Origin of the sequence: Microcoleus sp. N9_A2 (genome assembly GCF_036701775.1) — a bacterium.
GTDB lineage: Bacteria > Cyanobacteriota > Cyanobacteriia > Cyanobacteriales > Microcoleaceae > Microcoleus.
In genome coordinates this window covers 12,205-33,642 of sequence record NZ_JAUBRH010000010.1, presented here as the reverse complement: position 1 = coordinate 33,642, position 21,438 = coordinate 12,205, and the positions used below count along the sequence as shown (strand labels likewise).

The 21,438-nt window shown below is 46.2% G+C and carries 22 protein-coding genes; 17 read left to right on the top strand and 5 right to left on the bottom strand.

The window, feature by feature from the left end:
- Window positions 1-191 precede the first annotated feature (191 nt).
- The gene (locus QUA44_RS08555; RefSeq protein WP_333255147.1) at window positions 192-1,205 is read right to left on the bottom strand and encodes a PleD family two-component system response regulator; all 1,014 of its coding nucleotides are present in this window, start codon (window positions 1,203-1,205) and stop codon (window positions 192-194) included.
- Between the two features lie 844 nt (window positions 1,206-2,049).
- On the opposite strand from QUA44_RS08555, the gene QUA44_RS08550 reads away from it, so the two are divergent.
- The 5 genes from QUA44_RS08550 to folP all read left to right on the top strand — a co-directional run bounded on the left by QUA44_RS08550 (window position 2,050) and on the right by folP (window position 5,600).
- The gene (locus QUA44_RS08550) at window positions 2,050-3,003 is read left to right on the top strand and encodes a hypothetical protein (RefSeq protein WP_333255145.1); all 954 of its coding nucleotides are present in this window, start codon (window positions 2,050-2,052) and stop codon (window positions 3,001-3,003) included.
- A 99-nt stretch (window positions 3,004-3,102) separates the two neighbouring features.
- A complete protein-coding gene (locus QUA44_RS08545; RefSeq protein WP_006633749.1) occupies window positions 3,103-3,288 on the top strand; it encodes a PCP reductase family protein in 186 nt (61 codons plus the stop codon).
- Window positions 3,289-3,363: 75 nt separating this feature from the next.
- Window positions 3,364-4,089 carry a triose-phosphate isomerase gene (gene tpiA / locus QUA44_RS08540; protein WP_333255157.1) on the top strand — a complete coding sequence of 242 codons (726 nt, stop codon included), beginning with the start codon at window positions 3,364-3,366 and terminating at the stop codon, window positions 4,087-4,089.
- 219 nt (window positions 4,090-4,308) lie between these two features.
- Window positions 4,309-4,647, top strand: a complete 339-nt coding sequence (locus QUA44_RS08535; protein ID WP_333255143.1) for a hypothetical protein — start codon at window positions 4,309-4,311, stop codon at window positions 4,645-4,647.
- A gap of 104 nt (window positions 4,648-4,751) precedes the next feature.
- The gene (gene folP, locus QUA44_RS08530) at window positions 4,752-5,600 is read left to right on the top strand and encodes a dihydropteroate synthase (RefSeq protein ID WP_333255141.1); all 849 of its coding nucleotides are present in this window, start codon (window positions 4,752-4,754) and stop codon (window positions 5,598-5,600) included.
- On the opposite strand, the gene QUA44_RS08525 is transcribed toward folP, so the two are convergent.
- On the bottom strand, window positions 5,591-6,427 hold the full coding sequence (locus QUA44_RS08525; protein WP_333255139.1) for a stomatin-like protein: 837 nt from the start codon (window positions 6,425-6,427) through the stop codon (window positions 5,591-5,593). The two genes, folP and QUA44_RS08525, sit on opposite strands and share 10 nt — an antisense overlap.
- A gap of 191 nt (window positions 6,428-6,618) precedes the next feature.
- Here QUA44_RS08525 and QUA44_RS08520 point away from each other — a divergent pair, with 191 nt between their 5' ends.
- Window positions 6,619-7,389, top strand: coding sequence for a tetratricopeptide repeat protein (locus tag QUA44_RS08520; RefSeq protein ID WP_333255137.1), 771 nt, complete (start codon window positions 6,619-6,621; stop codon window positions 7,387-7,389).
- 96 nt (window positions 7,390-7,485) lie between these two features.
- Here the strand turns inward: QUA44_RS08520 and aroB are convergent, their stop codons facing one another.
- Window positions 7,486-8,580 (bottom strand): 3-dehydroquinate synthase, encoded by a 1,095-nt coding sequence (gene aroB, locus QUA44_RS08515; protein ID WP_333255135.1) that lies wholly within the window; start codon window positions 8,578-8,580, stop codon window positions 7,486-7,488.
- A 517-nt stretch (window positions 8,581-9,097) separates the two neighbouring features.
- On the opposite strand from aroB, the gene petL reads away from it, so the two are divergent.
- The gene (gene petL / locus QUA44_RS08510; protein ID WP_333227274.1) at window positions 9,098-9,199 is read left to right on the top strand and encodes a cytochrome b6-f complex subunit PetL; all 102 of its coding nucleotides are present in this window, start codon (window positions 9,098-9,100) and stop codon (window positions 9,197-9,199) included.
- 181 nt (window positions 9,200-9,380) lie between these two features.
- On the opposite strand, the gene QUA44_RS08505 is transcribed toward petL, so the two are convergent.
- Both QUA44_RS08505 and QUA44_RS08500 read right to left on the bottom strand, forming a co-directional pair.
- Window positions 9,381-9,794, bottom strand: a complete 414-nt coding sequence (locus tag QUA44_RS08505) for an SET domain-containing protein-lysine N-methyltransferase (protein ID WP_333255132.1) — start codon at window positions 9,792-9,794, stop codon at window positions 9,381-9,383.
- A 281-nt stretch (window positions 9,795-10,075) separates the two neighbouring features.
- Window positions 10,076-10,264, bottom strand: a complete 189-nt coding sequence (locus tag QUA44_RS08500) for a hypothetical protein (protein WP_333255130.1) — start codon at window positions 10,262-10,264, stop codon at window positions 10,076-10,078.
- 174 nt (window positions 10,265-10,438) lie between these two features.
- Here QUA44_RS08500 and QUA44_RS08495 point away from each other — a divergent pair, with 174 nt between their 5' ends.
- The 10 genes from QUA44_RS08495 to QUA44_RS08450 all read left to right on the top strand — a co-directional run bounded on the left by QUA44_RS08495 (window position 10,439) and on the right by QUA44_RS08450 (window position 21,383).
- Entirely contained in the window at window positions 10,439-10,651 is a 213-nt protein-coding gene (locus QUA44_RS08495) for a helix-turn-helix domain-containing protein (RefSeq protein ID WP_332942973.1), read from the top strand.
- 221 nt (window positions 10,652-10,872) lie between these two features.
- On the top strand, window positions 10,873-11,463 hold the full coding sequence (locus QUA44_RS08490) for a chromophore lyase CpcT/CpeT (RefSeq protein ID WP_333255128.1): 591 nt from the start codon (window positions 10,873-10,875) through the stop codon (window positions 11,461-11,463).
- 111 nt (window positions 11,464-11,574) lie between these two features.
- On the top strand, window positions 11,575-12,723 hold the full coding sequence (locus QUA44_RS08485) for an NAD-dependent epimerase/dehydratase family protein (protein ID WP_333255126.1): 1,149 nt from the start codon (window positions 11,575-11,577) through the stop codon (window positions 12,721-12,723).
- Between the two features lie 491 nt (window positions 12,724-13,214).
- Window positions 13,215-13,379 (top strand): hypothetical protein, encoded by a 165-nt coding sequence (locus QUA44_RS08480; RefSeq protein WP_333255124.1) that lies wholly within the window; start codon window positions 13,215-13,217, stop codon window positions 13,377-13,379.
- Between the two features lie 28 nt (window positions 13,380-13,407).
- On the top strand, window positions 13,408-14,541 hold the full coding sequence (locus QUA44_RS08475; protein ID WP_333255123.1) for a glycosyltransferase: 1,134 nt from the start codon (window positions 13,408-13,410) through the stop codon (window positions 14,539-14,541).
- Window positions 14,542-14,703, top strand: coding sequence for a hypothetical protein (locus QUA44_RS08470; protein WP_333255122.1), 162 nt, complete (start codon window positions 14,542-14,544; stop codon window positions 14,701-14,703).
- Window positions 14,704-15,127: 424 nt separating this feature from the next.
- Window positions 15,128-17,791 (top strand): GAF domain-containing protein, encoded by a 2,664-nt coding sequence (locus QUA44_RS08465; protein ID WP_333255120.1) that lies wholly within the window; start codon window positions 15,128-15,130, stop codon window positions 17,789-17,791.
- A gap of 150 nt (window positions 17,792-17,941) precedes the next feature.
- Window positions 17,942-19,084 carry a hybrid sensor histidine kinase/response regulator gene (locus QUA44_RS08460; RefSeq protein ID WP_333255118.1) on the top strand — a complete coding sequence of 381 codons (1,143 nt, stop codon included), beginning with the start codon at window positions 17,942-17,944 and terminating at the stop codon, window positions 19,082-19,084.
- Window positions 19,085-19,234: 150 nt separating this feature from the next.
- A complete protein-coding gene (locus QUA44_RS08455) occupies window positions 19,235-20,065 on the top strand; it encodes a GUN4 domain-containing protein (RefSeq protein ID WP_333255116.1) in 831 nt (276 codons plus the stop codon).
- 727 nt (window positions 20,066-20,792) lie between these two features.
- Complete coding sequence (locus QUA44_RS08450) at window positions 20,793-21,383, top strand: YdcF family protein (protein ID WP_333255114.1); 591 nt, start codon at window positions 20,793-20,795, stop codon at window positions 21,381-21,383.
- Window positions 21,384-21,438: the final 55 nt, after the last annotated feature.

Genomic DNA, 21,438 nt, shown 5'->3' with positions numbered 1-21,438 from the left:
GATAAAAAATCGTCGTAGAGAAACTCTCGTTCTATCCCTGACAGTTTCCATGAAGGTCGCACAACCGATTATTTAGGCTTTAATCTTTAATACTAAAATCAAGGCTTACTCAGGCAGGAATTGATATTTCGCTAAAATTTTAATAAATAATTATTCCCAATTACGAGAGGCATAGTATTTCCCCTTATGATTTAACGGGTGAATTTATTAACTGTATGAATCTTGGTACAAAAAGTGTTACGACCTTGGTCTTTAGCTTGATAAAGTGCTGCATCGGCAGCAGTAATTAAAGTTTCTGGCAGGATCTCTTGGGTGGGAATCACAGTGGTAATACCGAAGCTGAGCGTAATGCAATGATTTGGAGAACTCTTATGTACTATTGCTAAAGCTTGGATACGAGTCTGCATTTGCTTAACGATTTGGACTGCTCCCTCAAGCTCGGTGTCGGATAAAATCACTACAAATTCTTCACCTCCATAACGTGCGACTAAATCTCCCGCTCGATTAATACTGCGATTGAGAGCTGCGGCAACTTGCTGTAAACATACATCGCCTGCTTGGTGTCCATAAGTATCGTTGTAAGGCTTGAAGAAATCGATATCACACAAAATTAGTGACAAAGGAGTTTGCTGCCTCGTCATGCGTCGCCACTCGTCTTCTAGCTGTTGGTCAAACTGACGGCGATTGGCAATCTGAGTCAAACCGTCAATTGACGCTAGGTATTTTAATTGTCGATTGGCGGCCTCTAGCTGCTTGTAAATTAGGGTTTGTTGCTGTTGCAAGTGGAATTGCTGAATCAACCGCCGCACTCTCTGTCGCAGAACAGCCCAGTGAATTGGTTTGGTTATATAGTCAGCCGCTCCGGCTGCAAACGCTCGATCGACAGATTCTTTGTCTTCCAAGCTAGTAATCATCAAAATAGGTGGGCGATCGCTCTCAGGCACTTCAGATAATTTTTGACAACAAGCAAAACCATCCATAGTGGGCATCACTGCATCTAGCAGGATGAGGTCTGGATGTACTTCCTCATAAGCTGCTAGCCCTGTCAACCCATCATTAGCTTCAGCCACTCGGTATTTTTCCTTCTGTAAATACAGTCGAAGTTGCAAACGCATCAAGGCATCGTCATCCACGATGAGAATTAGAGAGGACGGTTCCGTAGATAGGTTAGTCGAAATGGCTGACTCTTCTAATGATTGATACATACGTCATGGTGTATCTTAAGCTTTGGAAACATTCTAGCCTAGCATATTTTGAGCTTGGGACGGAAAGTGAAAAATTAGCAAATATGTTATAAATTATACACCAGCTAAGCTGCCCCCACAACATCCTAGGCAGCGTCGGGTTTTTTAAACCAACAGCCACAGCCTACTTAAAATTTATCGCTTTGTTTCGGGGGTATAAAGTCTGGTAACTTGCGATAATTTTTGTAAATATGTAATTATTTTTGCGGGCATTAAACAGTTTTTACAACGTCGAGCGAGCTTTGACGAACGATCGCCAGTTCTCCCACGATCGTCCGTGGGATAATATGCTATATGTCTTAAATTAATTCAGGCTTTTTCAGGTGCATCAAATTCCTGCCTCATATTTGAGCGATCGTCAGCTTTATTTTTGGGTAATACATCTGATGGTCATACGATCGCGTATAGCTTCGCCCTTAGTTGAGCGTTTGTTCGCAACAGGAAGCTCTGACTGCAAAAAGGCGTAAGCTTTGTTAAGAAACATTTACAGCGTTCTGCGCGCTCTGGGATAGGTTTTTTCTCTCCTTTCTCCCAATAATCTCCCCAAATAGTGTCTAAACCTCTAAACTCCTGTCTTTGGGCTTGAGTCGGGAACACATCGTCAAAGCGTTGGCACTATCTTTCAAAGCATGGGGGCTTGGAAGCTATACTATAGCAATTCTCGCATCATTTGTGAATTTCTTACGGACTCCCCGCGACTTCGGGGAGGGTTGGGGTGGGGTAAAAAATTTATGGCTCCTGCAAGCATTGCTATATACTATCAATCACTGGAAACAGTAAATTAACTTAATGGATATCACTTACTATGGAAGTAGCACTGCCTGATTTTTCTCAAAGCTTTCAAAAAACGAAAGAAGTTTGGACGGAACAAGTCGGAAAAGCAGTGAATTCTACTTCAGAAGCAACAGCCCAAGCTAAATATTCTCTCTCCGAAACTGCATTTCAGGCAAAAGAAGCTCTCACTCAGACTACGAATTCTGCGGTTAATACTGTTAATCAAGCTACGAACAATGCTTTAGGCACTGTAGCGGAGAAAACAGAAAAAGCGAGAATTTCTATATCTGAAGTGGTGAATCAAGCAGTTAGTCGCGTCAGTGAAAATACCAACAAAGCTGTTGATGCGATCTCTCACTCTGCGGCAACTGCTAAAGAAACTATTAATCAAACTACTAACTCTGCGGTCAATACTCTGAATCAAAGCACTAGCCAAGCTCTAGATAGTGTAAATGTAGCTACAGAAAAGGCTAAGGCTTCATTAGAAGATAGCCTTAACAAGGCGGAAAATATGAGCGGTGCAGCTTCAGATGCCCTCCAAAGTGCTATCCATGCTACCGTCACAGATTGGATCGATTCTAATCCTGTAATTTTTTGGTTGGTGAATCACCCGCTGATATCTTTAGCAGTGATACTGCTATTTGTATTCATTATCTTAGGGTTTTTTCAGGCTTTAAGTAGATTTTTTGCAGGAGGATGGTTATTTCTTCTGCAAAGCCCTGTAAAATTTATGCAAAGAGTTTTGAGTGTCGGATATAAATCTGTAAGTAAGGTCGGTGGAGTGGCTGTAAACTCATTGGTTTCAAAGAATTCAGAAGACAAAAATAATTCAGGTTTACAATTGAGGGGAGTTGAATCAAACAGTTGGGAGTCTCAAGAAAGACTTGCTAATATTTTGACAAGGTTGGAGGCAATTCGACAAGAGCAGAATCAGCTTTTACAAGAAGCGTCAGCTATTTTAGGCAACAAATTTAAGGCAGAGTGAGAAGGTGTGGGGCGATCGCAAATCGTGGTAAATTTAATACATCCAGGCTTCCATCAAAGCCAGATCCATGAAGGCTTGTAGTCGATCGCTCAAAACGCCATGCCCGATTCCGAATTTTCCGATGATTTAAAATGGACGCCAGAAGCCAAGGCGAAGCTGAAAAATATTCCCTACTTTGTCCGGGGACAAGCTCGCGTCCGCATCGAGCAGTTGGCCCGCGAAGCCGAAACCGAAGTCGTCACCGTTGACTTAGTTGAGCAAGCTCGCATCGAGTTTGGGCAATGAAGGATCGAAAGGTACGCTAAAGCCTTAAACTATAAGTTGCCTGATTTTGATGTTCACAGAGCTACTGAGTCACCCGTGCGGAAAATAGTTATTGCTGGCAACTGGAAAATGTACAAAACTAGGACTGAATCCCTAGAGTTTCTTCAAGGATTCATGTCCTGCCTGACGGAAACCCCAGAGGAACGGGAAGTCGTGCTTTGCGTTCCCTTCACTTCCTTGGCTGTCCTCTCGAAAAATTTGCACGGCAGCCGTATCAGACTCGGTGCTCAGAACGTTCACTGGCAAGAGTCTGGAGCTTTTACAGGGGAAATTTCCGGGCCAATGCTGAGTGAACTTGGTGTGCGCTATGTCATCATCGGCCACAGTGAGCGCCGCCAATATTTTGGGGAAACTGACGAAACGGTGAATTTGCGGCTGAAAGCTGCTCAGAAATACGATTTAATTCCGATTCTGTGCGTTGGGGAAACCAAGCAGCAGCGAGATGCAGGGGAAACTGAATCTCACATTTTTTCTCAGTTGGAAAAAGATTTAGTTGGTGTTGACCAAAATAAGTTGGTAATTGCTTACGAACCGATTTGGGCGATTGGCACTGGCGATACTTGCGAAACGAAGGAAGCTAACCGAGTTATTGGTTTGATTCGCAGTAAATTGACTAATTCTGGCGTGCCAATTCAGTACGGCGGCTCTGTTAAACCGGAGAATATTGATGAAGTTATGGCGATGCCTGAGATTGACGGGGTTCTGGTAGGCGGTGCTAGTTTGGAAGCTGCGAGTTTTGCTCGAATTGTCAATTACAAATAAGTCCTAATGGGTAATTAGTAATTGGGGGGTTATGCCAGGAGTGATGACACCAAAACCAGATAATCTGTAAGAGTTATAGCAGACGAAATCTGGAAAATTGTTTGCTTCCAACACTTGAACCAGGACAGTAGGAAAAGTGTCATACACTCCTCTAGCAAACTTTGTTAAACGATTCAAAATCGAGCTTAAGTAAAATAAAACTTTAACAAGGACAGAGGCATGGATGCACTCGTAGCAACAATCGCACAAATTTTAGATTACATTCACACCCAAGGGCCAAACGCGCTCATGCAGCTAACCGCACTACTCACAGCTCTCAAAGCGGGAGTTGGAGCTGTTGCGTTTCTGTCTGGCTTGGTTGCTCAAGAACCCGCTATTACTGCTACATTACCTGCTGTTACTGAAATTATCAGCCAGTTGATAGCTTTAATCAGTTCCGGGGCGGGAATTACTGAAATAGCAACGGGGCTCGGTCAATTGGCGACCTTGCTAGGATTGTCTATTGAGACTGTTGTCTCTGTCTTGCAAACGATTGGCCCTTTATTGGTAGCATTTTAAATTGAGTCGCCTAGCTTTTTAGGGATATTAACCACGGCTTCCGACTTACGCGCTCGCACTTGGCGGATTAGCTAGTCGAAAAAGAAGGTGGTCACTAAATAAAAATGACAATTAGAGGTCAATCTTTCGAGTGGGGAAAACGCACTTATTTGATGGGCGTTTTGAACGTAACCCCTGACAGTTTTAGCGACGGCGGAGATTTCACTACCATAGAATCTGCTTTGGCGCAAGCGGAAAATATGGTAAACTCGGGGGTAGATATTATTGATATTGGCGGTCAATCTACTCGGCCTGGTGCAGCGGAAATATCATTAGGAGAGGAGATCGATCGCGTTATACCTGTAGTACAAATACTGCGACAAAAAGCCGATATTTTTGGCTCAGTTCCTATTTCGGTCGATACTACCAGATCGCAGGTTGCAAAAGCTGCGGTTGAGGCGGGAGCGGATATAATTAACGATATTTCGGGAGCTACTTTTGATGCAGAAATGCTGTCAACGGTTGCTCAGTTAAAAGTGACAATAATTTTGATGCACATTCGGGGTACTCCCCAGACGATGCAACAACTCACAGATTATCGGGATTTAATGGGGGAAATTGGGGAATTTTTCGAGAGTCGAATTGTGGCAGCAGTTGCTGCGGGGATTGACAAATCTAAAATAATTCTCGACCCTGGTATTGGCTTTGCCAAGACTTACAGTCAAAACTTAGAAATTCTGCGCGAGTTGCCAAAATTCCGTGTTTTCAACTGTCCGATTTTAGTCGGAGTATCGCGAAAAAGCTTCATTGGTCACATTTTGAATCAGCCAGAAGCGAAACAAAGAGTTTGGGGGACAGCGGCGGCTTGTACAGGTGCGATCGCAAATTTGGCAGATATCTTGCGAGTTCACGATGTCAGAGAAATGCACGATGTTTGTCTGGTTGCCGACGCTATCTTCAGGAATCAGTCTTGAGAAGTGTTAGTATCGATAACTTTCATTTCTCCGCCCTCAGAATGAATCACATCGGGCATAGAACCCATCAGCTCGCCCAGGGCTTCGCTCATGCTCCTCGGATCCATAAACAGAATTTTGGCATTGTCACTTTCGCCTAATTTTTGTTGAGCGTCTAAGTATTTTTCTGTTACTAAGTAATTCAAAACTTGCTGGCTATTCGGATTGGAGTCTAAAGCTTCAACTAAGAGCCTCATGTACTCCTTAGTGCCGATCGCCTTATTGACCATTGCTTGCCACTCGCTCTTGGTAGCCCGCTCTTCTTCCATAGCTTCTTGCACCCTTTTCGGAGGTGTAATGCTTTGAATTTCTACGCGAATTACTTTGACGCCCCAAGTTTCGGTAGCTTCGTCCAACTTCTTGAGTAACTTTTTATTCATGTCATCTCGGGAACCCAAGATGTCTTGCATGGGCAATCGACCAATTTCAGCGCGAAACGTCGTTAAAACTAAGTTGGCGATCGCATTTTCAATTTGATCGATTCCATAATAAGCTTTCTGCAAATTCACAACCCGCCAATACACAACGGCATCGACTTCGAGAGCCACATTATCTCCCGTGATTGCTGACTGAGGTTTAATGTCTAAAACTCTTTCACGGCTTGTGTCCACGCAGACGACTTTTTCGACCAGGGGACTGATAAAGTGGAATCCTGGCTTGAGGGTGCGCTTGTATTGACCCAAACGTTCCACTAAAGCTTCGTCGCCACCGCTGACTATTTTGACGCTTGAGTTAACAGCGTAGCCGAGGATGAGCGCAAAGAGCATGGTAAGAATAGACTGCCCCATTTCTATTTTCCTGCTAAGGTTGACTGAGAATCGATCGGAATTCTACTCTAATTTAACTCAAACTCGGCCCCGCAGTGCTAAAATATCTCGACTGTTAATAACTAACTATTTCATCGGGTGGGCCCCATCGGCTCCGACTCTTACGGCCCTAGTGAAACCCAGGATATCAACAACACGTTTCCACAAAAGACATGAAAAACGATCGAGAGTTTCGCTTGTTCAAACCCTTGAGGTGGATTGCCCCAAGCATTTTGGTAGGTGCAGGAATCTGCATTGCAGCAGTGGCCCAACCGGCACAAGCTGAGCCAATCGCCCTGCAACTCTCCCAAAACTTGCAGTCGCAGAACTTGCAGCCATCGCGCCGAGGCCCTGCTGTTCGGGAAGTTCTATCCTACGAAATGAAGGGAGACGAACTCAGGATTTGCAAGCAGGAAGGCAACTCCGAGAAAAAGTGCCAAGTTGTAGGTAAAGGCTACACGATGGGCTTGAGAACTGCCAACGACCTTTACGGTCAAGGAAATGCTGTTAATGCCGAAGCTTTGTATCGGCAACTAATCGCTCGCTATCCCAAACAAGCGGATGCTTATTACAAGTTGGGAAGTATGCTGTCGGGGCAAGGTAAAATGAGCGATGCGATCGGTCTATTCCAAAAAGCAATTGAAGTCAACCCGCAGCACGCCAAAGCTCACAACGATTTAGGCGTGGCGATGGCAAGTCAGGGGCAGTTGCCCGAGGCAATTGTTCAGTGGAGACAAGCCGTTAAAATTAACGATCGATATCCCGATGCTTTAAACAATTTAGGAGTCGGTTTGTACCAGCAAGGAGACAAGGAAAACCAAGCCGAGGCCGTAGCCAGCCTCACAAAAGCTAAGGAGTTATTTATCAAGCAAGGCAGAACTCAAGCGGCTAACAGAGTCGATCAAATTTTGGAGGATATTAATTCGCGGTCGAGCGGTTCCTGAACTCAACCGCCGATCGCAGATTGAAAGAAAAAACATCTTTGGCGATCGGCGTGAATCAGCGTTCAGCGGCGGTTAAACACCCCCAAAAACGAGAATCTAAAGCATTTCCTTCAAAACTTGTATAATCAAATCCCCATCCACCCGATCGCTCACAGCAGCCTCACCCAAGCGCACCGGCAGCACAAACCGCACCTTGCCATCCTGCACCTTTTTATCGAGTTGCAAAGTATGCAAAATTTCCTCAACATCCACACCCGCCGGCAATTTGGCAGGTAAACCCGCTTTTTCAAGCAAAGCAGACTGGCGGCGATCGCACTCAGCATCCCACATTCCCAACTCCACAGCCAATCGGCTTGACGCAGCCATGCCGATGGCCACTCCTTCCCCGTGATTGATCACCTTGTAATTGGTCAAACTTTCCACAGCATGACCAATGGTGTGCCCGTAATTCAAAATCGCCCGCAAACCCGATTCCTTCTCGTCTTTGCTTACCACCTCAGCCTTAGCTTGGCAAGACCTACTCAAAATTTCTGCCAACAAATCCGCCTTCACATAGCGCATTTGATCCAAACGCTTGCAATTCTCCAACTTCCCGAAAAGTTCAGCATCCCAAATCACCCCATACTTGATGACTTCCGCCATCGCCGAACGAAACTCCCTCGCCGGCAGAGTTTTTAGGACATCCGGGTCAATTAACACCAAACGTGGCTGGTGAAAAGCCCCGATTAAATTCTTCCCTAAAGGATGATTTACCCCTGTTTTGCCACCAATAGAAGCATCAACCATCGCCAGCAGCGAAGTCGGAACCTGCACGACATTAATTCCCCGCAGCCAAGTCGCCGCCGCAAAACCCGTCATATCGCCCACAACCCCGCCGCCCAAAGCGACCATTGTCGAGGAACGTTCTAAGCGGTTTTCCAAAGCCGCACCGTAAATTTTCTGTACCGAATTTAAAGTTTTGTACTGTTCTCCCGGTGGTAAAATGCAGGTACCGACTTCCAGACCGGCTGATTCGAGGGCTGCGGTTGCTCTTTCGCCGTACTGCCGAAAAATCGACTGATTCGACACCAGCAGCACTTTTTTGCCCAAACTTAGATCGCCCATCAGACTGCCGAGTTCGTCTAAACCGCCCGATCGCACGCAAACATTGTAAGATTGTGGCCCCAAGTCAACTTTAATTATGGATTGCATATTGATCTAATTTAGATATTAGATTTTAGATTATCAGAAAATTGGGTTGAAAACCCCGTCACTTCGACGGATTAATGTCGATATAGTGTCGCTCTAGTATGGCATACTAGAGATAGCACAGGCTGAAAAACCGCTATCACAAGACAATATAAATCTGGGGTGTCCCCACTTGACAGGATAGGAAGTAGTAATGCGTAGTGGATGGCGATAACCACGATAAACAGAGCTAGGGTAGCCAATGATCACCTGTTAAGCAGCCAAATCAAATACTTGATATTCAAGTTGTACCGTAGGGCATACGGAAACAAGGGGAGCAATCCTCTAAAGCTTGCGGAGATAAGCCCGCTGGGACTCCTCTAAATTAGACTCGAAACTTAGTTCTATTGAACGGGTTTTTGGTTTAAGTAGTGCCGAAAGGATAGAGAGTTGTAAGGTGTATCAGTGAACCAAGAATCCCCACCCCTTAAGGCTGGGGAGTGTCAAATGTCTTTTTATTGATTGTTTTGGGGAAATTGCAATGACTCTTAGCGGCATAATAACTTATTTCGGGCTTTTCGGCGGAATGGTCGGCTTGGCGACAGTGCTGATGTTTGGTCTGCGGGCTGTCAAACTCATCTAATTCACTGATTTAGATGTCTGAACCAGAGTATTTAATCTCTGGCCAAAGTGTCAGTTCGACGAAGTATTTGCGCCAAAAATCTCTAGGTTTATCTGTAGATTGACGGCGCAAATGCTTCCTCCTATAAAATTTTATGCTATTATTAACTAATTCAATAAATCCAGCACGCAATTGTAACACTTTAACTAGATTGTATGGTGCGTGTCACAGTGATTTCCTGAATGCCAAGACGTATAAAATAAGTATCATCATAACAGTTATAGTTGCAAACAAGTTCTTCTCCCTCGTAGATGTCAACTGCTGCAACGTCTCGTCGCACTGTCGAAAGAATATTATGAGACTCCGAACAATGATTGATGAAACGTTGATCGTCAAAGCAAAGAACATATCTACAGAGGATATTGTCAAAATAGGCATATTTTAGGAACTGTTCTTTTGCGGAAGGAGACATACGTTCAACATCAGCCTCTTCATAAGACGTATCGAAGTATGGAGAGTATTCCCAGGTAACAGTATTTTTGGGAATAAACTGCGCTGCGAAAAGACCAATACCATGAATAAAACTGATGCCAAGTTTTGTCTTAACCAGTAGCATACTGTGTTATTCTCTGTTAGGATCATAAACGACAAAATGCTGCTTAAAACTATCAACACCACAACTCTATCACATACATCCCATTAAAGAAACTTGCCGTTCACTATAGCGCTTATAATTGAAATTGGAAATATTATAGAGTATAATAGAGGAAAAAAAACCTAAAAGAATTATCCGTTTAAAGATGATAATTGTAGCGTGGAGTCGGGCTAGGGGCTGACTTCTGGATAATAACACAGGAGCGATCGCACTTGCTATAAAACACGATCGCTCCTGATTAATTACAAAATTCGTTCTAATTGAGTCGATCGCACTTCTGCCAATTTCTGGGCCCCTGTCGTATCAAAAACGATCGCGTGTTTAGCCGCCGGCAACAACCGCCGTAAAATCTGTATGTATCCCTCAGCATCGCCCCGGCGGTGGAACCGAGCAACCACCAATCGCTGCTTGGCAATTGCCGCACGATACACCAGGGATGAGTGTTTAATTTGGGCTTGGATGTTGGTATCATAGGGTAATCCTTCCCGCCAAAAGCGAGATTTGGTAGAAAAACGGTCGCCCTTAAGTTTTCGAGGCTAGGAGGGCGATCGTTTTCAGTGTACATAGCTATTGTCGGGTATATATGCACCGATGTCAAGCCAAATATGGGCTACGTTAGACTGCGGATTCGAGAACTAGCTGAGCAAAGAGGTTGGACGTTCAAAGAAGTTGCCGATCGCTCGGGAGTCAACTACAACACAGTAAAAAGCTACGGGAGGCGCGATGCTTTAAACACAGTCGATCTTTCTGCTGTCTACAAAATTGCCCGCGCCTTCGACGTGACAATGGAAGATTTGGTCGAGATTTTGGAAGATTGAGGGCGCACCAATGGGGCGAGTTCGACTAAAACTTCGAGCCCTGGTAGAAGAAAAGAGCGATCTCGCGTCGGGGATACCTTGATTAATGCCGTACTTATCGCCGCCGTTTCTTTACTTGTTCGTAAAGCACATAACACCTTCTATAGCCGATCGCCCGCTTTCCCCTAAAATAACTTCTACTCCCTCAATCCAAAATCTAAAATCTAAAATCTAAAATCGAAATGACTCATTCCACAGATATCGTCACCCTCGCCCGCTGGATGGCCGCCGATTTCAGCAACCAAGCCCAAGCATTTGAAAACCCGCCCTTCTTCGCCCACATCCGCGTCTGCATGAGGCCTTTACCCGTCGAAGTTCTGGATGGGGTTAGCTTGTACCTAGAACAAGCCTACGATATTGAACTGAATGTACCGTACCGAGTCCGAGTTTTGAAATTAGTCCCGGTAGGCGAGCGCATCGACATCGAAAATTATGCCATAGAAAACGAAGAACAATTCTACGGCGCATCCCGCGACCCGCAACGGTTGCAAGAAATCACAAAAGAACAACTGACACTCCTCCCAGGCTGCACCTTTTTTACGCACTGGACGGGCAACAGCTTCAAAGGGTCTGTCGAACCCGGAAAAGGCTGTATGGTGGTCAGAAATGGTAAAAAAACCTATCTAGACAGCGAATTCGAGATTGACCAAGACAAATTTATTAGCCACGATCGCGGACGCGACCCAGAAACCGACGCCCACGTCTGGGGAGCCCTCGCCGGCCCGTTTGAATTCACCCGCTGGGCCAGTTTCGCTGACGAAATTCCGGTTTGACGAAAAACCGAGTCCCGACTTGGCCAACACGCTTGGATAAAAGGTTCAGAATGCACCAATACCTGGTACATTAACCCAGTATTGGCAAGCAAGATTCACCGTTGTTGATTTATGAAAGTCCTGGTTATTGGTGGCGATGGCTATTGCGGTTGGGCAACCGCACTCTACCTTTCTAACAAAGGTCACGAAGTTGGCATCCTCGACAGCTTCGTGCGGCGGCACTGGGATCTGGAACTGTGCAGCGACACCCTCACTCCCATTGCACCGATTCAGCAACGACTCCAGCGATGGCAAGATTTAACGGGTAAGTCGATCGACTTGTTCGTCGGTGACATCACCAACTACGATTTTCTCAGCAAAAGCATGAGAAAATTTGCACCAGAGGCGATCGTCCATTTCGGCGAACAGCGTTCGGCACCTTTCTCAATGATCGATCGCGAACACGCAGTCCTCACCCAAGTCAATAACGTCGTCGGGACACTCAACCTGCTGTACGCCATCCGCGAAGACTTCCCCGACTGTCACCTAGTGAAATTGGGGACAATGGGCGAATACGGCACGCCGAATATTGACATTGAAGAAGGCTACATTACGATCGAACACAACGGCCGCAAAGATACACTACCCTATCCCAAACAACCGGGCAGTTTCTACCACCTGTCAAAAGTCCACGACTCCCACAACATCCATTTTGCTTGCAAAATCTGGGGTTTAAGAGCCACCGACTTAAATCAGGGCGTAGTCTACGGCGTGCTCACAGAAGAAACCGGCATGGACGAACTGTTAATCAACCGTTTGGACTACGACGGAGTATTTGGTACGGCATTGAACAGATTTTGCATCCAAGCTGCGATCGGTCATCCCCTGACAGTTTACGGTACAGGCGGACAAACCCGCACCTTCTTAGACATTCGGGACACCGTGCGGTGCGTGGAATTAGCAATCGCCAACCCCGCCGCCGCCGGAGAATTCCGCGTCTTCAACCAATTCACCGAACAATTCAGCGTCGGCGACTTAGCCTCATTGGTGCAAAAAGCAGGCACGGCAATGGGATTAAAAGTAGAAATCAACCACCTCGAAAATCCCCGAGTCGAGAAAGAAGAACATTATTTCAATGCCAAAAACACCAGTTTGCTAGAACTAGGCTTGCAGCCGCACTATCTCTCAGATTCCCTGCTCGATTCTCTGTTGAATTTTGCTACAAAATATCAGCACCGCGTCGATAAAAACCAGATTTTGCCGAAGGTTTCTTGGAAGTAAGTTCTGGTATCTATTTGCGGGGTAAGAGATTTTTAACGAACCGCGAAGGCGCGAAGGGCGCGAAGTAAGAGAAAAGAAGGGAAGAGAGGAGAAGGGTTCGCAAGTTCTGAATGAATTTGGCTGTATATTACGATGATCTATCTTTTTTGTCTCTTGCTCTGTGTCCTCTGTGTCCTCTGCGGTTAATTAAAAAATGGCATCAGGTTTTTTTTACTGCTGGCTTGTTTCGGAAGAAATGCTGTGAAAAGTCGAATTCTCATTCTGTTGCTTTTGGTGGTTCTGCCTGGATTTTCAGCGATGGCAGTTTTTGCTTATTATTTAATAGGGGAATGGGCTGCTGTAACGCCGAGAAGTCTAAATTAGTGGCGAGTTAGCGAAGGCTTATCTGCCACTTAAAAAGCCAGATAAATTGCCAGAACAGCACAGGAAATTCACAGAATTTTGCTTGAGTGAAAGTGTGGGATGGCTTTTAGGTGGGATAATTTTATCAATTGGCATTCAGGGAATTGGCATTTTATCCCAAAAACCTCTCGCTCGGAATTAGCGGTAGTGCAACTGACAGAAGAAGTGTAGAAAAGCAGCCGATCGCACGCCATGACTTAGCTCCCCGCGAGACAGTGTATCCTGTTACCGATGACCTTGGCCGCAGGCTATGATTATCGGCTCCCTAAATAACTTATTTTTATGAAAATTGCTCTGTTCACTGAAACATTTTTGCCGAAAATAGACGGCATTGTCACTCGGCTGATTCACACTGTAGATCACTTGCAGCGATCGGGCGCACAAGTTTTGATCTTTTCTCCAGATTACGGGATTACAGAATACAAAGGTGCCCGAGTTTACGGTGTGGAGGGTTTGCCTTTGCCGATGTACCCGGAATTGAAAATGGCACTTCCTTCTCCGGCTGTTGGTCGAGAATTAGAACAGTTTAAACCAGATATTATTCACGTTGTCAATCCCGCTATTTTGGGATTGGGGGGCATATATTACGGCAAAAAGTTCAATATTCCGATTTTGGCTTCTTACCACACGCATTTGCCTAAATACTTGCACCATTACGGTTTTGGAATGCTCGAACCTTTGCTGTGGGAATTGCTTAAAGGGGCTCACAATCAAGCCGAATTGAATCTGTGCACTTCCACAGCAATGGTCGAGGAATTGAGAACTCACGGCATTGAGCGAGTAGACTTGTGGCAGCGGGGCGTAGATACTGAAATGTTTGTCCCGGAATTGGCAAGTCGAGAAATGCGATCGCGCCTTTCTGAAAATAACCCAGACAGTCCCCTCCTGCTGTACGTCGGCCGCCTCGGTGCAGAAAAAGAAATCGAACGCATCAAACCAGTCCTCGCAGCGATTCCCGATGCCCGCCTCGCCCTAGTGGGAGACGGCCCGCATCGGCAAACCCTTGAACAATATTTTGCCGGTACACCCACCAATTTTGTCGGCTACCTCAAGGGGCAAGAATTGGCTTCTGCTTACGCATCAGCCGACGCCTTCATTTTTCCCTCCCGCACCGAAACCCTGGGCTTAGTGCTCCTAGAAGCAATGGCTGCGGGGACGCCTGTAGTGGCGGCGCGCAGTGGCGGAATTCCCGATATCGTCACTGACGGCGTTAACGGATATTTATTTGACCCCGCCGACGAAGAAGGAGCACTCGCCGCCACCAAGCGTCTGTTTGCGAATCCCGAAGAACGGGAAACCCTGGGCCATAACGCTCGCCGAGAAGCCGAACGCTGGGGTTGGGCCGCCGCCGCCGCACAACTGCAGCGCTACTATCAATCAGTGGTATTTGCCGAGTCCCTGCCCAGAGCGGCCTAAATGTCAGGATCTGTAGCACCTTTAAACATCACCGCCAGCTTAGCTTCGTTGTTCGATCGTCAGTTGGTAGTATTGTCGGAATGTTTTCAAAGACTGATCGAACTTTTTTGCTGCATAAATTACCGTCGCTATCCTGCTGTTGCGTTTACCATTAAACTATGAGTAAGCTCTGTAGGAATGCCTTGCGCGCTGCTTTCATAGCGCCCTTTACCTGACCGGATACGGTCGCCGAGTGCGCTAAAACAGTCACACCGCGCGCTGCTGCCGATCACAGAGCGTCCAATCCACATTGCACTCTCGATCGAACTAAACCCTGTCACCTAATTTTCAGGCTAGCAGTTTTGCGAACTCAAGTTCAGCTTGAATTGACGAACCCTCATCAGTATCGAGGTTGTAAAAAAGATCGATCGAACATACATAACAAGCAAACTGAAGTTGCGTGCGCCACTTTTGAACTCACGACGATTCATCAAAGCGACAAGCGAGTGCCGATGCCCTGGCAAACAAATTCAAGAGTTTGCACCGCCGCCGCATCTAGCGCCGATCGACCTGCGGTCAGTTTACCCCTCTGAGCAAGCAGTTAATCATGACATTCTCCAATACTGGTAGCGTTCTGGCTACACTGACTCAAGTCAATTTTATGGGGGCATTGACCTCCCGTGTTAAGAGCCTGCCAGTTCCTGAATTAGTGTGCCTGCTGGACTTTATCACGGCTGAATTTCAGCAATTTATCCGGGCGATGGACCTGATTAACAATGAAGCACTCGAAACTCTCTTAGAGCAACTGTTAGATGCCTTCACTGTCAAAATTGGTCAAATTTTGCAAGCAGACCGGACAACAATTTTTTTGGTTGACTCCAACAAAAATCAACTGTGGCACAAAACACTAGATCCACTTACGGGCGAGGATGTAGAAGTGCGCTTGCCTATGGATGCAGGCATTTTAGGCTACGTCGCAACAACCGGAAAATCGATTAATGTCGCCGAAGCTCGATCGCACGAGTATTTTAATTCCGAAGTAGACGAACCACCGGGCTACGAGATCGAGACCATCCTCTGTATGCCAATTTTTAGCAGCAAGAGCCAACATGAACCCGTAGCGGTGGTCAGACTGTTAAATAAAGCTGGCGATGTCTCCTTTAGCGAGGAAGACGAACAGCAGTTCCAGGCTTTTGCAGATTCGATCGGGATTATTCTCGAAAGCTGTCAGTCTTTCTACGTCGTGGCCCGCAACCAGCGAGGGGTTGCCGCACTGCTGAGAGCGACCACGACTTTGGGTCAAAGTCTTGACTTGGAAACAACTTTGCGCTCTGTGATGGATCAAGCTCGCGACTTGATGCAAGCCGATCGCAGCACGCTATTTTTGTTAAATCGGGAAACCAACGAACTCTGGACAAAAGTTGCCAAGGCCGACGACAAAACGATGATGGAAGTCCGCATTCCTGCTAATAAGGGAATTGCTGGCTACGTCGCTTCGACAGGTCAACCTCTAAATATTACAGATGCTTACGACGATCCCCGCTTTGACCCTTCTACAGACCAGAAAACGGGATACCGCACTCGGACTGTCTTGTGTATGCCGGTGCATAACGCTAAAGGTGAGCTGATCGGCGTAACTCAGCTAATTAATAAGAACCAAGGTACTTTCACCCCTTCTGACGAAGAGTTTTTGCGAGCGTTTAATTCCCAAGCGGGAATGGCGCTGCAAAATTCTCAACTGTTTCAGAATGTGATGGTGGAAAAACAGTATCAAAAAGATATGCTGCAAAGTCTTTCTGATGCAGTAATTTCCACCGATTTACAGGGGCGAGTTGTAACAATTAACGAAGCGGCGCTGGAATTGTTGGGCTGTCCCCCAAATCAAGCTAAAGGCAAACACAATCCCCAGATTTGGGAAGATAAACTGGTGAATCGCTATGTTTGGGAAGTTGTGCCGATCGATAATTTGCAATTTCGACTAGAAGACAGTCTCAAAACTGCTGCCAGACATTACGTTCCCGAACAAAGTTTAACTGTGGGACTGTTGGTAGAAAAAACGTTAAATTCCCAACAAGAAGAAGAAGAAGAAGAAGAAGAAGAAAGTTATATTTTGGCCGTGCCCGATCGCACTGACCCCAATTTATATTACGCTTGGGGCGAAAACCGCGCGTGGACTGAGGAAGTAGCGCTGGCAGAATTAGCTAATGCCCAATCTCTATTTGCGCTGCGAAATTCTGCCCTGTATCACCCTTATTGTCCGCTGCCCATCCCCGCCTCTCGAATTAAAGTAATTGAACGTAGTTTGAATTTGACGGTCAACCCGCTGATCAATCCAGAAGGCGGCGTGCGCGGCGGTTTAGTGGTGCTCGAAGACATCAGCCACGAAAAGCGGATGAAAAATACGATGTACCGCTACTTGACTCCCGGAGTCGTAGATAAAGTCATGGCCTTGGGCGAAGGCGCCCTCATGGTGGGCGAACGCAAAGAAGTGACTATTTTATTTTCCGACATTCGCGGCTACACCACGCTGACAGAAAATTTGGGAGCCTCCGATGTGGTATCCCTGCTGAACGACTATTTTGAGACGATGGTGGAGGCCGTTTTTCACTACGAAGGCACTTTAGACAAGTTTATCGGCGATGCTTTAATGGCGGTTTTCGGCGCGCCCCTGCCGCTCAATCCCCCGGAAAGTCATGGTTGGATGGCGGTTCAGTCGGCTTTAGATATGCGCCGGCGTTTGAAAGAGTTTAATGATTCTCGCCCCGGTGCAGATCCGTTTCGCTTCGGGATTGGGATTAGTTCCGGAGAGGTGGTTTCGGGAAATATTGGTTCTCAAAAGCGAATGGATTACACGGTAATCGGGGATGCGGTGAATTTGAGTTCGCGATTGGAACAGCTTACGAAGGAGTACGGATGCGATATAATTTTGAGCGAATTTACATACAGTTTGTGCCGCGAAGGGATTTGGGTGCGAGAGTTAGACAAAGTGCGGGTTAAGGGCAAAAATCAGCCAGTGGGTATTTATGAGTTGCTGCAAAATAGTTCTGAACCCATCGACGGGGAAACGGTTCGATTTTTGGAACTTTACAGTAACGGTAGGGATGCTTATATTGCTAGAAATTTTCACAAAGCTATTAGTTATTTTGAAGCGGCTTTAGCAATGCGACCCAGCGATCGACCTGTGGAAGTTCACCTCGACCGATCCCTGAGCTATTTGGAAATACCCCCGCCCGAGGATTGGAACGGCGTACATACGATGACAACCAAGTAGTAGATTATATTACATCCGAGTGCTCAAAAGTAAAAAGATTTGATAAAGTTGTGAGATCTTCCTTATGACAGAGTTAACAACTGTAAAAATGTGAAAGCATGAATCGGATGCCATATTAAAGTTAGTATTTATTTCCAGGCTAACAATTAAATGAGTTATTTATCTGTTCCGAATGCCACAAAAGCCGATCGCATTCTGGTGGTAGACGACGCACCAGATAATGTTTTGTTGGTTCAGACAATCCTAGAAGAAGAAGGTTACGAAATTAGCACGGCAGAGAACGGATTTTCTGCCTTGAGTCAAATTGACAAGGCAGCCCCGGATTTGGTACTGCTAGACGTGATGATGCCGGGAATGGATGGTTACGAAGTCACTAAACGAATCCGACAAAATAAGGAATTGCCCTTTATCCCAATTTTGCTGATCACGGCTCACGACAGTGCCAGCGTGGTCCAGGGATTGGACATGGGAGCAGACGATTTCATCCGCAAACCAGTTGAAATGGACGAACTGCTGGCGAGGGTTCGATCGCTCCTGCGGCTTAAACACAGCGTAGATGAGCGCAATTCGATCGCCCTCCAGCGCGAAGATTTTGTCTCCCGACTCGCTCACGACTTGCGGACGCCCCTCGTAGCAGCCGATCGAATGCTAAGTTTAATGCAGCAGGGAGCTTTGGGAGAAATTTCGCCTCAGATGGGCGAGGCTTTGGGGACGATGGTTCGCAGCAACAAAAACCTGATCGCGCTCGTAAATATGCTGCTGGAAGTCTACCGCTACGAAGCAGGCGCCAAATCCCTAAGTTTCGCTGCCGTGGATTTGCGCCAGCTTATTACTGAGGTAGCTGAAGAACTAGCTCCCCTAGCGGATGCTAAAGGTTTGTCGGTAAATTTAGACTTGACAGAAAGTGGAGAAAGTGCACCGATTGCGAAGTATCCGGGCGATCGTCTGGAACTGCACCGCTTGCTGACAAATCTCATCGGAAATTCGATTAAATTCACCGACAACGGCTCAATAGATGTCAGCTTAAAAGCTGCCAATTCACCTGCTTATACTAGCTTCAAAAACCAACCGCTGGCATGGGTAATTATAGAAATCAAAGACACCGGTGCCGGCCTTTCTCCCAGCGAAAAAGCAAAGTTATTTGAAAGGTTTGGCTCGGGAACTCACAGGAGATCCAGTACAGGTTTGGGACTACACCTCTGTCGGCAAATTGTCGAAGCTCACCGCGGCACGATCGAGGTAAAATCCGAGTTGGGCAAAGGCAGCTTGTTTACTATTCGCTTGCCTTGTTAGAGCGGTATAAATAACTCTAACTTTCGGGTGCGAAATCCCCAGATTACTACAGATAAACTGTAATTGTAGGGTGCGAAGTGCGTACCTAATCGAATTATGGTTAATTTACCAGATGTCATATAATGACTTGGCAACCGAATTGATGGCGATATGTCTAACTGTCCAGTGTGCGGTGCTGAATACATAGAAGAAAAAGCAGAGTTGTGCTCGATTTGCGGCTGGGATTTGACTCCCTACCCGCAGCGTGCTAAGCCTTCCAAAACTTATTTAAAAAAAGAACAAGTTAGATTGCAGTGGGCAAAGCAAATGTGGGAATTGGCCCGCAATCAACAAAATTGGTTAGCTAAATTTGATGAGTTGCAGGGGGAAGTGCAGCAAGGTGCGATCGCCCGCACATACATTCAATCTCAGTTAGAATGGGTTCTGTACCGCCTCGAACAACTAAACCCCGAATTGATTGTCAGCACTCTACTGCGACTAGAAGACAAAATCGGCGCCATACCTGACTCAACTCCGGCTATCTCTGAAGTGGGGATGGACTATCGACAACTGACAAAGCTATTAGAAACTGGAAAATGGCGCAAAGCTGATGAACACACTTGGGAAATCTTGCTCCAAATCGCTGTCAGGGAAGACGAAGGCTGGCTGAGTGCAGCCGATATTGACAGTCTTCCTCCTACAGACCTTCGCACGATCGACCAACTTTGGCAACAATACAGCAGCGGGCGGTTCGGGTTGAGCGTGCAGCAGCAGATTTGGGAAAGTACCGAGGCAAATTATACTGAATTTTGCGATCGAGTTGGTTGGCGAGTCAAGGAAAATTGGAAATATTACAGCGAGCTCTCCTTTAACGAAAATGCTCCCCCCGGACATCTCCCCGTCACCGCATGGAGACAGCGCGCCTGTTACGGTGCTGGTAAACTCACCGCAGCCGAAAACTTTGCCCGCATCGCTGCGAAACTTGCAACTGGCGATCGCTAATCATCCAAAATAAAAAATTCAAAATCGACATTAACTGCTATAATCAAAACGGTTTAGCAACTGGGGCTGTGGCTCAGATGGATAGAGCAAGCGCCTCCTGAAGAATCGGGCACCCTGCGAGGAAACTCTAGGAGTGAATGTGGTCAAATTTGGTGAAACCTAAAGAGTTCGTGGGTTCCTATGACTCTAAGGCAATACCAAGCCAAGCCTGATTTCAGCGCGATTAAACAATCGCCTATATTGAAATCAGGAAGGTTTAGAGACTAGACGGTCACCACCTAAAAGCTGCAAGCATATGGTGAAGGTATAGTCCAGAGAGTGGGGAAACTCACACAAATCTGAAGCGCTAGGTCGCCGGTTCGAACCCGGCCAGTCCCGTTAACAATCAAGAAAAATTAAAAGCAGGAGGGGTAAGCCTAAGTTTTACCCCTCTTTTTTGCATATCCGCTAACGAATTTGCCCAAGGACGAATACTTGCTTGAAGACGAGGACTTAGGCAGAACCTCTATAAAATCCATCTGAAATCTGAAATCTCAAATCTCAAATCTAAAATCACCTGTTTAAGCCCCACCACAAGCGTAGAGTCAATCTAAAATCTAAAATCTAAAATCTATGATCCCCCGACCCTTTTTTAATTTTTAATTTTTAATTCCTGTTAGTGGGCTATACGTGCGGTATTTTTTGTTATGGTTCCTTTGTGAGTTACATAAAATTTTTATAGGTTTAGATGTGGTTAAGAATCAATTCAAACACGCAGCGTTACAAGCGTTTGAACACTTCACGCAGTTTTTGGTTCCTAGTAGGGCTTTTGATGGCGTGTTGGTTTGGCTATCAGCAGGTTAAGAGCGAATTTCAGAGACCCCAAGCTTTGTTCGTTCTAGGTGGGGCTACGGAGCGAGAGGTGTTTGCCGCCAAATTTGCTCAGGAGTATCCTGAATTGCCGATTTGGGTGTCGTCTGGGAGTAATCCCGAGTTCGCCGAATGGGTGTTTTCAGAAGCGGGAATTGAGTCCGATCGCCTGCACTTAGACTACAGAGCGGTGGATACGGTAACAAATTTTACCACTCTGGTAGATGAATTGAAAGCTCAAGGGATTGAGAGCGTGTATCTGATCACTTCGGACGATCATATGCGGCGAGCTCAGATTATCGGCGAAATCGTGCTCGGCAGTCGAGGCATTAGTTTTAAGCCTGTGGCAGTTCCGTCTGGGCGAACCCCCGAACCGATGCAAAAAGCTGTTCGCGACGGCGCTAGGGCTATTCTTTGGCTGACAACCGGTTATACGGGTGCTAACTTCAGCCAAGCGAGAATTGAATAAACAAAGGGAAGGATTAAGCAAGTTTTAATTTTTTTCCATTCCCTCTGGTTTTAAA